Origin of the sequence: Streptomyces sp. NPDC091387 (genome assembly GCF_044756945.1) — a bacterium.
GTDB lineage: Bacteria > Actinomycetota > Actinomycetes > Streptomycetales > Streptomycetaceae > Streptomyces.
The window spans coordinates 24,479-39,039 of the sequence record NZ_JBIVTZ010000035.1 but is presented as its reverse complement, the minus strand read 5'-3'; the positions used below and the strand labels follow the sequence as shown (position 1 = coordinate 39,039).

The 14,561-nt window shown below is 70.4% G+C and carries 2 protein-coding genes; both read right to left on the bottom strand.

Annotated features, from left to right (window positions below):
• Positions 1-3,620 (bottom strand): type I polyketide synthase (locus tag ACIQM0_RS38380; RefSeq protein WP_401295653.1); only part of this gene is annotated, 3,620 nt, incomplete at its 3' end.
• Positions 3,621-3,628: 8 nt separating this feature from the next.
• Complete coding sequence (locus tag ACIQM0_RS38375; protein WP_401295651.1) at positions 3,629-14,527, bottom strand: type I polyketide synthase; 10,899 nt, start codon at positions 14,525-14,527, stop codon at positions 3,629-3,631.
• Positions 14,528-14,561: the final 34 nt, after the last annotated feature.

Below are 14,561 nucleotides of genomic sequence, written 5' to 3'. Positions count from 1 at the left end.
ACACCAGCCGACACCAACGGCCGCCACACCACCTCATGCAACCCACCACCCACACCCGAACCCACACCACTCAACTGCTCCACCGACACCGGACGTGACACCAACGCGCCGACGCTGAGCACCGGTTGGCCCGCTTCGTCGGACACCAGGACCGACACGCTGTCCTGCCCGGCCGGCGCGATCCGGACGCGGAGAGCCGAGGCCCCTGCCGCGTGCAGAGCAACGTTGGTCCAGGCGAAGGGGAGAACGGTCGACTCGTCGGTCCCCGAACCATCGTCAATGAGCGCCACGTGCATGGCTGCGTCGAGCAGAGCGGGGTGCAGGCCGAAGCGTAGGGCGTCGTCGTGCGCCGAGTCGGGGAGTGCGACCTCCGCGTACAGCTCCTCCCCGGAGGTCCAGGCGGCTTTGAGCCCCTGGAACGCCGGCCCGTAACCGTAGCCACGCTCGTTGAGGAGGTCGTAGGCCCCTTCGACGTCGATCGCCGTGGCGCCCTTCGGCGGCCACACGGTCAGGTCCGCGGCAGGCGTTTCCGCGCCCATGGCAAGGGTGCCCTCCGCATGACGCGTCCAAGGCGCGTGGTCGGCGCCCTCACCTCGTGAGTACACGCTGACCGAGCGCCGGCCCGTCGGATCGGCTGCTCCGATCGCCACCTGAATCGCGACACCGCCCTCTTCGGGGAGGACGAGTGGCGCCTGCAGGGTCAGCTCTTCGAGAAGGTCGCAGCCCACCTCATCGCCTGCTCTGACGGCCAGCTCGACGAAGGCGGTGCCGGGCAGGAGGACGCTGCCCAGCACGCCGTGATCGGCGATCCATGCCTGGGTGCCCAGAGAGAGCCTTCCGGTGAGCACCATCTCATCGGCCTCCGCCAGCGCGACGGCCGCGCCGAGGAGCGGGTGGTCGGTCGTGCCCAGGCCGAACGAGCCGGGGTCGTTGCCGCCGAGTTCCGCTTCCATCCAGTACCGCTCGCGCTGGAAGGCGTACGTCGGCAGATCGACGCGCCGCGCCCCCGAGCCCTCGAAGAACCGGGACCAGTCCACCGACACACCGGCCACGTGCAACTGACCCAGCGCCGCGACAGCCGTAGCCACCTCGGGACGGCCCTTACGCGCCAACGGCGCGAAGACCGCCGCGGACTCCGCGTCCACCGACTGCTGCGCCATCCCACTCAGCACACCGTCCGGGCCCAGCTCGACGAACGACGTGACGCCCTGCGCAACAACGAACGACACCGCGTCCGCGAACCGCACCGCCTCCCGCACATGCCGCACCCAGTACCCGGCCGAACCCCAGCCCTCCGTCAGATCCCCCGACACACCCGACACCACCGGGATCGACGCGGCACCGAACGACAGCCCGGCCACCACCGCCCCGAACTCCGTCAACATCGGCTCCATCAAAGGCGAATGGAAGGCGTGCGAAACCCGCAGCACACTCGTGCGGCGCCCCTGCTCCTCGAACGTCGCGACCAGCCCGCGAACCGCCGTCTCCGTACCCGACACCACCACGGACTTGGGCCCGTTGACGGCTGCGATGCCCACCTCACCGTTCAGCAGCGGAAGCACCTCGGCCTCCGTCGCCTCCACCGCCACCATCGAACCACCGGAAGGGAGCGCCTGCATCAACCGGCCACGCGCCACCACCAGCTCAGCCGCATCACCCAGCGACAACACACCCGAGACGTGTGCGGCAGCAATCTCACCCACCGAGTGACCCACCAGGAAGTCCGGACGTACGCCCCAGGACTCCACCAGCCGGAACAGTGCGGTCTCGACCGCGAACAACCCGGCCTGGGCGAACATCGTCCCGTTCAACAGGTCAACGTCCTCACCCCACACCACCTCACGCAACGAACGACCCAACCGAGCATCCAGCTCCACCAGCACCGCGTCGAACGCCTCCGCGAACACCGGGAACGCCTCGTACAGCTCCCGGCCCATACCGAGCCGCTGCGCACCCTGACCCGTGAACAGGAAGGCCGTAGCACCAGCCGGACGCACCGATCCCCGTACCACCGAGGCCGACACCTCGCCCTCAGCCAGAGCCGTCAGACCCCGCACCAACTCCTCACGGTCCGACGCCGCGACCACCGCACGGTGCTCCAGCACCGCACGCGACACCACCGACGAGAAACCCACATCCAGCAATGAGACAGAAGCGTCCATACGCGCCAGAAGCTTCGCCGCCTGCCCCGCCAGCCCCGCCTCGCTCCGCGCCGACAACACCACCGGCACCACCGGCACCTCGACCGAGGAAACCACCGCAGGAGCCTCCACCGCCGGAGCCTGCTCCACGATCACATGCGCGTTCGTCCCACTCAGCCCGAACGACGACACACCCACCCGACGCGGACGATCCCGCTCCGGCCACGCCCGCGACTCCGTCAACAACTCCACCGCACCCGCAGCCCAATCCACCTGCGGCGTCGGCACATCCACATGCAACGTCCTCGGCAGCACACCATGCCGAATCGCCTGCACCGCCTTGATCACACCACCCACACCCGCAGCCGCCTGCGCATGACCCAGATTCGACTTCAACGACCCCAACCAGAGCGGATCACCCTCCACCCGACCCTGCCCATACGTCGCCAGCAACGCCTGCGCCTCGATCGGGTCACCCAGCCGGGTCCCCGTACCGTGCGCCTCCACCAGATCCACCTGATCCGACGAAATCTGCGCATCAGCCAACGCCGCACGGATCACCCGCTGCTGCGACGGACCGTTCGGAGCCGTCAGCCCGTTACTCGCACCGTCCTGATTGACGGCGCTGCCGCGCAGGACGGCCAGGACCGGGTGTCCGTTGCTGCGGGCGTCGGAGAGCTTCTCCAGGAGCAGGACGCCGGCCCCCTCCGACCAGCTGGTGCCGTCGGTGGAACCCGCGAACGACTTGCAGCGGCCGTCCTTGGAGAGTCCGCCCTGTCGGCTGAACTCGACGAAGACCTCAGGCGTCGACATGAGCGCCACGCCTCCGGCCAGTGCCATGGAGCACTCGCCCGAGCGCAGCGCCTGGGCCGCGAGGTGCAGCGCGACCAGCGACGACGAGCACGCCGTGTCCAGCGTCATCGACGGGCCCTCGAAGCCGAAGACGTACGACACCCGGCCGGAGGCGATGGAGCCCGTGGCGCTGTTGTGGGCGTAGTCGTGGTACATCATTCCGGCGAATACGCCGGTCTTGCTGCCCTTCAACGTGGTGGGGTCGATGCCGGCCCGCTCGAACGCCTCCCAGGACGTCTCCAGCAGCAGCCGCTGCTGCGGGTCCATGATCAGGGCCTCGTTCGGGCTGATGCCGAAGAACGCCGGGTCGAACGTGTCCGCGGTGTGGAGGAATCCGCCCTGGTTGACGTAGCTGGTGTTCTGTCGCTCGCCGTCCGGATCGTAGAGGGCGCCGAGGTTCCAGCCGCGGTTGTCCGGGAACTCGGATATGGCGTCCACACCGTCGTTCACCAGCTGCCACAGGGCCTCCGGCGATTCGACACCTCCCGGAAAGCGGCAGCTCATCGCGACGATGGCGATGGGCTCGCGGGCCGCCGACGACAGTTTTCGGTTGTGGGCCCGCAGACGGTCGTTCTCCTTGAGCGACGCCCGCAGTGCGGCGACCAGCTTCTCGTCAGAATTACTCATCGGGGCTCTCACATTCCCTGTGTCGCGTCGTCAAGGCCGGATCCGTCGAGCGCCATGCTGATCAGGCTCTCGGCATCCATCGAGTCGATGGAGTCGGCGGAGGGGTCGTCCGTACCCTCCGCCTCGTTCGCAGGCTCGTCGTGAGCACCGGCGAGCTCGAAGAGGACTTCCATCAGTCCCGCGTCCCTGAGCCGGCTCAGGGGAATTCCTTGCAGGATGCGTCGGACCCGCTCCTCCCCGACGGCCTCGTCGTCCGTGGGGGAGTCGGGGCGCAGTTCCTCCGCCAGGTGCTGGGCGAGTGCGCGGGAGTTCGGATAGTCGAAGACCAGCGTGGCCGAGGGGCGGAGTCCGGTGGCCTGGGCCAGGCCGTTGCGGAACTCCACCGCCGCCAGCGAATCGAACCCGAGCTCCTTGAACGCCCGGTCCGGCTCGATGGCCGAGGGACCCGCGTACCCGAGAATGGCGGCCGCGTGGGCGCGTACGAGGTCGAGCACCTGGTCCGCGCGCTCGTCGTCGGTCAGCGAGGTCATCCGCCGGCGGAACGCCGCGGCACCGGACGCCGCCGCGTCGGTGGGCCGGTGGGCACTGGGCCGTACCAGTCCTCGGAACAGGTCGGGCAGGTCGTCCGGCTCCGGGGCACCCGCCCCGGTGAGGTCGACCCGCATGGTGACGAGCGCGGCCCCACCCGAGGTCTCGGCCGCGTCGAAGAGCGCGGTTCCTTCCTCGCCGGAGAGCGGTTCGATGCCGGAGCGGCGCATCCGCTGGGAGTCGGCGCTCTGCAGGCTGTCCACCATGCCGCCGTCCGCCCAGGGGCCCCAGGCGAGGGACTGTGCGGGGAGCCCTTCGGCCCTGCGGTACGTGGCCAGCGCATCCAGGAACGCATTGGCGGCGGCGTAGTTGCCCTGGCCCGGGTTGCCGATCACTCCGGCAGCCGAGGAGAAGAGGACGAAGGCCGCGAGGTCCATGCCACGCGTCAGCTCGTGCAGGTTCAACGCCGCATCCACCTTCGGACGCAACACCGCCCCCACCCGCTCCGGCGTCAACGAACCAATCACCCCGTCATCCAGCACCCCCGCCAAATGCACCACCCCCACCAACGGACGATCCACCGGAATCGCCCCCAACACCCCCGCCAACGCCTCCCGATCAGCCACATCACACGCCTCGACCACCACCTCAGCACCCCACCCCGCCAACTCCTCAACCAACGCACCCACACCCTCAACCACACCACCACGACGACTCGTCAACACCAACCGCCGCACCCCACGCTCCACCACCAAATGACGCGCAAACACCCGCCCCAACGTCCCCGTACCACCCGTCAACAACACCGTCCCCACCGAACCGAACTCCACCCCGGACCGGTCATCCGCAGAAGGCACAGCGCGCTCCAGCCGGCCCACATGCGCACGGCCCTCCCGCACCACCACCTGCGACTCACCCAACGCCACCACCCGCGCCACACCGGTCAGACCACCCAGACCGCCCAGGTCATCGTCCAACTCGCCGTCCAGCAGCACCACACGCCCCGGATTCTCCGACTGCGCCGACCGCACCAAACCCCACACAGCAGCACCCGCCACATCCGTCAGTTCTTCGCCCGGCAACGCCACGGCACCCACCGTCCGCACCACCAACCGCGCGTCAGCAAACCGCTCATCACCCAGCCACTCCTGCACCACCCCCAACACCTCACCCACCGCATCCCGCACACCACCCGCAGAGCCGAGCCCCGCTCCACCGGCGCGCAGCGAATCGAACACCACTACGTCCGGCACCACATCCGACGAGCTCTTCAGATCGCTCCAGTGGCCCACGGCCACGGAGTCCGCCTCGTGAGCGCCGGGCAGCGCCACTTCCGGCCACTCCACCCCGAACAACGACCCCCACGCACCGGACTCGGCCGCCGCGCGCCGCGCGCCACCCACCGAGCGCAGCACGAGCGAACCCACCGATGCCACCACACCACCGCTCGCATCGGCCAACACCACCGACACACGCCCCTCACCCAGCACGGAGACCCGAACCCGCACCACCGAGGCACCCACCACACCCAACGACACATCCGACCACGCGAACGGCAGGGCGGCCCCCTCATCCAGAGCACCCGACAACGCCACACCGTGCAACGCCGCATCGAACAGCGCAGGGTGCAGGGCGTGGGTTCCGGGCTCGGTGCCTTCGGGGAGACCCACCTCGGCAAAGACGTGATCCTCGGTTCGCCAGGCTTCGCTCAGCCCGCGGAAGGCCGGACCGTAGCGCAGACCCGCTTCTGCCATGCCGTCGTAGAACCCGTCCAGATCAACCGGCTCCGCACCGGCCGGCGGCCACTGGCCCGCACTCCACGCCACGTCCTCGGCGTCGGGCGCAGCGGCGACGGCGATGAGCGAACCGGCGGCGTGGCGCACCCACGGCAGATCCGTCGCCTCGCCGCGCGAGTGAACGGTCACCGGTCGCCTGCCGGAGTCGTCTGGGGAACCGACGACGACCTGGAGGGCGACGCCACCATGCTCCGGGAGCACCAGCGGCGCTTCCAGGGTCAGCTCTTCGAGCCCGGCGTACCCGACCTCGTCTGCTGCTCTCAGTGCCAGCTCCACGAAACCCGTGCCGGGGAAGAGGGCAGTGTCACCGACCGCGTGGTCGGCCAGCCAGAGCTGGGCCCCGGTGGACAGGCGACCGGTCAGAATCACACTGTCCGTATCGGGTGACGTCACGACCGCGCTCAGCAGGGGGTGGCCGGCGGGCTCCTGTCCGATGGATTCGGGGTCCGTACCGCGCTGCTCGCCGACGATCCAGTAGTTCTGGTGCTGGAAGGCGTACGTCGGCAGATCGACGCGCCGCGCGCCCGAGCCCTCGAAGTACCGGGACCAGTCCACGGAGACACCGGCCACGTGCAACTGACCCAGCGCCGCGACAGCCGTAGCCACCTCGGGACGGCCCTTACGCGCCAACGGCGCGAAGACCGCCGCCGACTCCACGTCCACCGACTGCTGCGCCATCCCACTCAGCACACCGTCCGGACCCACCTCCACGAACGACGTCACACCGCGCGACACGACGAACGACACCGCATCCGCGAACCGCACCGCCTCCCGCACATGCCGCACCCAGTACTCCGCCGAACCCCAGCCCTCGCCCAGATCCCCCGACACACCCGACACCACCGGGATCGACGCGGCCCCGAACGACAGCCCGGCCACCACCGCCCCGAACTCCGCCAACATCGGCTCCATCAAAGGCGAATGAAACGCATGCGACACCCGCAGCACACTCGTCCTGCGGCCCTGACCGGCGAACTTCCCCGCCAGATCAGCAACCGCACCCTCCACACCCGAAACCACCACCGAACGCGGCCCGTTCACCGCGGCGATGCCCACCTCGTCACTGAGCAGCGGAAGCACCTCAGCCTCCGTCGCCTCCACCGCCACCATCGACCCACCGGCGGGAAGCGCCTGCATCAACCGACCACGTGCTACGACGAGTTCAGCCGCATCCGCCAGCGACAACACACCCGAGACGTGTGCGGCCGCGATCTCACCCACCGAGTGACCGACCAAGAAGTCCGGACGCACCCCCCACGACTCCACCAGCCGGAACAGGGCCGTCTCGACCGCGAACAACCCGGCCTGGGCGAACATCGTCCCGTTCAACAGGTCAACGTCCTCACCCCACACCACCTCACGCAACGAAAGACCCAGGCGTGCGTCCAGCTCGACCAGCACCGCGTCGAACGCCTCCGCGAACACCGGGAACGCCTCATACAGCTCCCGGCCCATACCGAGCCGCTGCGCACCCTGCCCCGTGAACAGGAAGGCCGTAGCACCAGCCGGACGCACCGATCCCCGCATCGCCGAAGCCGACACCTCGCCCTCAGCCAGAGCCGTCAGACCCCGTACCAACTCCTCACGGTCCGATGCCGCGACCACCGCACGGTGCTCCAGCACCGCACGCGACACCACCGACGAGAAACCCACATCCAGCAATGAGACAGAAGCGTCCATACGCGCCAGAAGCTTCGCCGCCTGCCCCGCCAGCCCCGCCTCACTCCGCGCCGACAACACCACCGGCACCACCGGCACCACAACCGAGGAAACCGGCTCCTCTTCCAGCTCCGCCGGAGCCTGCTCCACGATCACATGCGCGTTCGTCCCACTCAGCCCGAACGACGACACACCAACACGCCTCGGACGATCCCGCTCCGGCCACACCCGCGACTCCGTCAACAACTCCACCGCACCGGACTCCCAATCCACCTGCGGCGTCGGCACATCCACATGCAACGTCCTCGGCAACACACCATGCCGAATCGCCTGCACCGCCTTGATCACACCACCCACACCCGCAGCCGCCTGCGCATGACCCAGATTCGACTTCAACGACCCCAACCACAACGGATCACCCTCCGGGCGCCCCTGCCCATACGTCGCGAGCAGCGCCTGCGCCTCGATCGGGTCACCGAGCCTGGTCCCCGTACCGTGCGCCTCCACCAGATCCACCTGATCCGACGAAATCTGCGCATCAGCCAGCGCCGCACGGATCACCCGCTGCTGCGACGGACCGTTCGGAGCCGTCAGCCCGTTACTCGCACCGTCCTGGTTCACCGCACTGCCCCGCACCACCGCCAGCACGTCATGCCCCAGCCGCCGGGCATCCGAGAGACGCTCGACCAGCAGAACACCGACACCCTCGGACCACGCGGCACCGTCCGCGGCACCCGCGAACGACTTGCACCGACCATCCTTCGCCAACCCACGCTGCCGACTGAACTCGACGAAGACCTCGGGCTCCGACATGACGGCCACGCCGCCCGCCAGCGCGAGGGAGCACTCTCCGGAGCGCAGCGCCTGGATCGCGAGGTGCAGGGCGACCAGCGACGACGAGCACGCGGTGTCCACCGTCATCGACGGGCCTTCGAGGCCGAGCACGTAGGAGATCCGGCCGGAGGCGATGCCGCCCGTGCTCGCGTTGTGGGCGTAGTCGTGGTACATCATCCCGGCGAACACGCCGGTCCGGCTCTCCTTGAGGGAGAGCGGGTCGATGCCGGCGCGCTCGAACGCCTCCCAGGACGTCTCCAGCAGCAGCCGCTGCTGCGGGTCCATGATCAGGGCCTCGTTCGGGCTGATGCCGAAGAACGCCGGGTCGAATCCGGGGGCGTCGTCGAGGAACCCGCCACGGGCGACGTAGCTGGTGTCCGGCCGGATGCCTTCCGGATCGTAGATCTTCCGCAGGTCCCAGCCGCGGTCGGTCGGGAAGTCGGAGATGAGGTCGGCTCCGTCGGTCACGGCCTGCCAGAGATCCTCGGGTGAGCCGACGTTGCCCGGGTAGCGGCAGGCCATGCCCACGATGACGATCGGGTCGTCGGTGTGTGCGGCGGAGTTCTGGCTCACCGCGGTGAGGGCGGCTGTCGCGGGGGCGTCGGCGCCGGCCACCTCGCTCAGCAGGTGGCGGGCCAGGGCCACGGGGGTGGGGTAGTCGAAGACGACGGTGGCGGGGAGACGGAGCGCGGTGGCTTCGGCCAGCGCGTTACGGAACTCCACCGCCCGCAAGGAGTCGAAGCCGAGGTCCTTGAACGCCTTCTCCGGCTCGATGGCCTGGAGCGAGCTGTACCCGAGGACGGAGGCGACCTGTTCGAGGACGACCTCCAGCATCGCTCCTTCCCGCTCGGACTCGGCGAGCCGCGCGAACCGCTGCTGGAGGCCGTTCGCCACGACCTGGCCCGTGGCCCTGCGCCGGGTGACGACCGGGACCAGCGTGCGGAAGAGTTCGCGGCTGCTGTCCCCCTGGGCCCGTACGGCGGCGAGGTCGAGCTGCACCGGAACCGCCACCGGCGTGTCCAGGCGCAGTGCGGCGTCGAAGAGGGCCACTCCTCGTTCCGAGGAGATCGGGAAGACGCCGCCGACGGAGGAGATACGGGAGCGTTCGGCACCGGACAGCTTGCCGGTCATGCCGCTGGCCTCGTCCCAGAAGCCCCAGGCGAGGGACTGTGCGGGGAGTCCTTCGGCCCTGCGGTACGTGGCCAGCGCATCCAGGAACGCGTTCGCGGCAGCGTAGTTGCCCTGCCCCGCGTTGCCGAAGGTGCCGGCCACGGAGGAGAAGAGGACGAAGGCCGCGAGGTCCATACCACGCGTCAGCTCGTGCAGGTTCAACGCCGCATCCACCTTCGGACGCAACACCGCCCCCACCCGCTCCGGCGTCAACGAACCAATCACCCCGTCATCCAGCACCCCCGCCAAATGCACCACCCCCACCAACGGACGATCCACCGGAATCGCCCCCAACACCCTCGCCAACGCCTCCCGATCAGCCACATCACACGCCTCGACCACCACCTCAGCACCCCACCCCGCCAACTCCTCAACCAACGCACCCACACCCTCAACCACACCACCACGACGACTCGTCAACACCAACCGCCGCACCCCACGCTCCACCACCAAATGACGCGCAAACACCCGCCCCAACGTCCCCGTACCACCCGTCAACAACACCGTCCCCACCGAACCGAACTCCACCCCGCCCACACCCTCATCGGACGGCGCCACCGCCCGCATCAACCGACCCACATGCGCACGGCCGTCCCGCACCACCACCTGCGACTCACCCAACGCCACCACCCGCGCCACACCGGCCAGACCACCCAGACCGCCCAGGTCATCGTCCAACTCGCCGTCCAGCAGCACCACACGCCCCGGATTCTCCGACTGCGCCGACCGCACCAAACCCCACACAGCCGCACCCGCCACATCCCTCAGCTCTTCGCCCGGCAACGCCACGGCACCCACCGTCCGCACCACCAACCGCGCGTCAGCAAACCGCTCATCACCCAGCCACTCCTGCACCACCCCCAACACCCCACACACCGCATCCCGCACACCACCCGCAGAACCAACCCCCGCTCCACCGGCGCGCAGCGAATCGAACACCACCACATCCGGCACCACACCCGACGAACCCACCACATCACTCCAGCGACCGACACCCACCCCCTCGCCCGCGTCCCCACCCGGCAACGCCACCTCCGGCCACTCCACCCCGAACAACGACCCCCACACACCCGACTCGGACACCGCACGCCGCTCCCCCACCACCGAACGCAGCACCAACGACTCCACCGAAGCCACCACACCCGCACCGCCCGCATCGGCCAACACCACCGACACACGCCCCTCACCCACCACGGAGACCCGAACCCGCACCACCGAGGCACCCACCACACCCAACGACACACCCGACCACGCGAACGGCAACGCGGCACCCCCACCCACCGCACCCGACAGCGCCACACCGTGCAACGCCGCATCGAGCAGGGCGGGGTGGAGTCGGAAGTCCGTCACGGGTGTTCCGGTGGGGAGGGCGACCTCGGCGTAGATGTCGCCGTCGGCGCGCCATGCCGCGTTCAGTCCGCGGAAGACGGGCCCGTAGCGGAGGCCCTCTTCTGCCATCCCGTCGTAGAAGCCGTCCAGGTCCACCGGCTCCGCGCCGGCCGGGGGCCACTGCCCCGCACTCCACGCCGTGTCCTCGGTGCCCGGGGTCGCCGTGCCGGGCGCGAGGACGCCGGTCGCGTGCCGGGTCCACGGCTCGTCGCCGTCCTCCGCGCGGCCGTGCACGGTCACCGGGCGCCGACCGTCCGGGGCGGCGGTGCCGACCGTGACGCGTACCGCCACCCCGCCCCGCTCGGGGACGATCAGCGGTGCCTCCAGCGTCAGTTCGTCGATCACCGGGCAGCCGACCTGGTCACCGGCGTAGCCGACGATTTCCACCTGTCCGGTGCCGGGGAAGAACGCGGTGTCGCCCACGCGGTGGTCGCCGAGCCACGGGTGGGTGCCGAGGGACAGGCGGCCCGTCAGGCTGAGCGCGTCCGTGTCCGGGGCGGAGACCCGTGCGCCGAGCAGCGGGTGGCCGGCCGGTTCGAGGCCGGCGGTCAGCACGTCGCCCGCGCCGGTGGGCGCGGTGACCCAGTAGTGATCGCGCTGGAAGGCGTACGTGGGCAGCTCCACGCGGTCGGCGGGCGCGGGGGTCTCGGGGAAGAAGAGGCTCCAGTCGACCGGGGCGCCGTGCACGTAGGCCTCGGCCAGCGAGGTGGCGAAGCGGTCCGGTCCGCCGCTGTGACGGCGCAGCGAGCCGACGGCGGTGGCGGTGGCCGAGCCGGCGGCGACGGTCTCGCCGAGGGCGATGAAGAGGCCCGGGTGGGGGCTGGCCTCGACGAAGAGGGTGAACCCGTCGTCGAGCATGGCGCGGGTGGTGTCCTCGAAGCGCACGGTGCGGCGCAGGTTCTCGTACCAGTAGCCGGCGTCGAGGGCGGTGGTGTCGAGCGGGCCGCCGGTCACCGTGGAGTAGAAGGTCGTGGTGGACGGGCGGGGGGTGACCTCGGCGATCTCCGCCAGCAGGCGGTCGCGTATCTCCTCGACGAACACCGAGTGGGAGGCGTAGTCCACCGGGATGCGGCGGGCCTGTACGCCCTGTGTCTCCAGGTGGGCGTACAGCTCGTCGAGGGCTTCCGTCTCGCCGCACACGACGGTGGAGGAGGGGCTGTTGACCACGGCGATCTGAAGCCTGTCGCCCCAGCCGCTCATCACCGACTCGGCCTCCGCGGCGGGCAGTGCGACCGACATCATGCCGCCGCGTCCGGCGAGGTCCTGGCGGATGATCCTGCTGCGGAGCGCGACGACGCGGGCGCCGTCCTCCAGCGAGAGTGCCCCGGCGACACAGGCGGCCGCGATCTCCCCCTGGGAGTGGCCGACGACGGCGGCGGGCTCGACACCGCACGCGCGCCAGAGGCCCGCGAGGGAGACCATGACGGCCCACAGGACCGGCTGGACGACGTCGACCTCGTCGAAGGTGGGCGCTCCCGGGCGCTGGTGGACGACGTCGAGGAGGTCCCAGTCGGTGAAGGGAGCCAGGGCCTCGGCGCACTCGCGCATCCGCTCGGCGAACACCGGGGAGGATGCGAGGAGTTCGACGGCCATGCCGGCCCACTGGGAGCCCTGGCCGGGGAAGACGAAGGCGACCTGGGCGGGGCCGGTGGCGGTGCCGCGGATCACGTGCGGCGCCTTGGCGCCCTCCGCGAGTGCGTCCAGGCCGGTGAGCAGGGGGCTGAGGGGGGCGGTCTCGCTGTCGCCCGCGTCGTCGGCGGGGGCCGGGAGGGTCGCGGTGTCGAGGACGACGGCACGGTGCTCGAACGCGGTGCGGGTGGCGACCAGGGCGTGGCCGATGTCCTGGGGCCGGGCGGCGGCTCCGGCTCCGCCCCGTACGAAGGAGGCCAGTCGCGCCGCCTGGGCGCGCAGGCCCGCGGCGCTGCGTCCCGAGACGAGGAACGGGGCGACGGGCGTGGTGACGGATGTGGCGTCGGACGTGGCGAAGGACGTGGCGAAGGGTGCCGTCCGGCCGTCCGTGGCCGGCTCTCCCTCGACCGTCTGCTCGCTCTTCCCGTCACCTGTCCCAGTGGACGCACCTGTCCCGGTGGTCGCACCTGGCTTGCTGTCGCGGCCCGTCGTGGCGGGTTCGGCGGCGGGTTCCGGTGCCGGGGCCTCCTGGAGGATCACGTGGACGTTGGTGCCGCTGAGCCCGAACGCCGAGATGCCGGCGGTACGCGGGTGGCCGTTCTGCTCCCAGGGTTCGGCCTCGGTGAGCAGGCTGACGTGGCCGGCGGTCCAGTCGACGTGGGTGGAGGGCTGCTCGACGTGCAGGGTCTTGGGGAGCAGGCCGTTGCGCAGGGCCATCACCATCTTGATGACGCCGCCGACGCCCGCGGCCGCCTGGGCGTGGCCGATGTTGGCCTTGAGCGAGCCCAGCCGCAGCGGCTGTTCGGCGGTGCGGTCCTGGCCGTACGTGGCGAGCAGGGCCTGCGCCTCGATGGGGTCGCCGAGGGTGGTGCCGGTGCCGTGGGCCTCGACGACGTCGACGTGGGCGCCGGGGACGCGTGCGTTGGCGAGGGCCTGGCGGATGACGCGTTGCTGGGACGGGCCGCTGGGCGCGGTGAGGCCGTTGGAGGCGCCGTCGGAGTTGATGGCCGATCCGCGGATGACGGCGAGCACTGGGTGTCCGTTGCGGCGGGCGTCGGAGAGGCGCTCCAGCAGGACGATGCCCGCGCCCTCCGACCAGCCGGTGCCGTCGGCGGTGTCGGAGAACGCCTTGCACCGCCCGTCGGGCGCCAGGCCGCGCTGCTTGCTGAAGGCGACGAAGGGCGCGGCTGTCGACATGACCATGACTCCGCCGGCCAGTGCGAGGCCGCACTCGTCCTGGCGCAGGGCCTGTGCGGCGAGGTGCAGGGCGACCAGCGACGACGAGCAGGCGGTGTCCACGGTGAAGGACGGGCCTTCGAGGCCGAGGGTGTAGGAGATGCGGCCGGAGATGACGGAGGCGGCCCGTGCGGTGGCCATGTAGGCCTCGACGGCCTCGGGTACGCCTTCGGGGAAGTCGCCGTAGTCCTGGATGCCCGATCCCATGTAGACGCCGACGCGGCCGCCGCGCAGGGTCTCCGGGTCGATTCCGGCCCGTTCGAAGGCCTCCCAGGCGACTTCGAGGGTGAGGCGCTGCTGCGGGTCGGTGGCCTCCGCCTCCATGGGGCTGAGGCCGAAGAACCCGGCGTCGAAGTCGCCCGCGCCCTGGAGGAATCCGCCCTGGTGGACGTAGCTGGTGCCCGGCTGGGAGGCGTCGTCGCCCCTGAGCTGGTCGAGGTCCCAGCCCCGGTCCTCCGGCATGCCCGATACGGCGTCGCGGCCCTCGGCGACCAGTTGCCACAGTTCCTCGGGGGTGGTCACTCCGCCGGGGAAGCGGCAGCCCATGGCCACGACGGCGATGGGTTCCTGCGCGGCGGCCTCTGCGTCCTGGAGGCGGCGCCGGGTGCGGTGCAGGTCTGCGGTCACCTTTTTGAGGTAGTCGAGGATCTTCTCGTCGTTGGCCATGTCGGTCTCACCGAGTCCTTTGGGTCAGATGCCG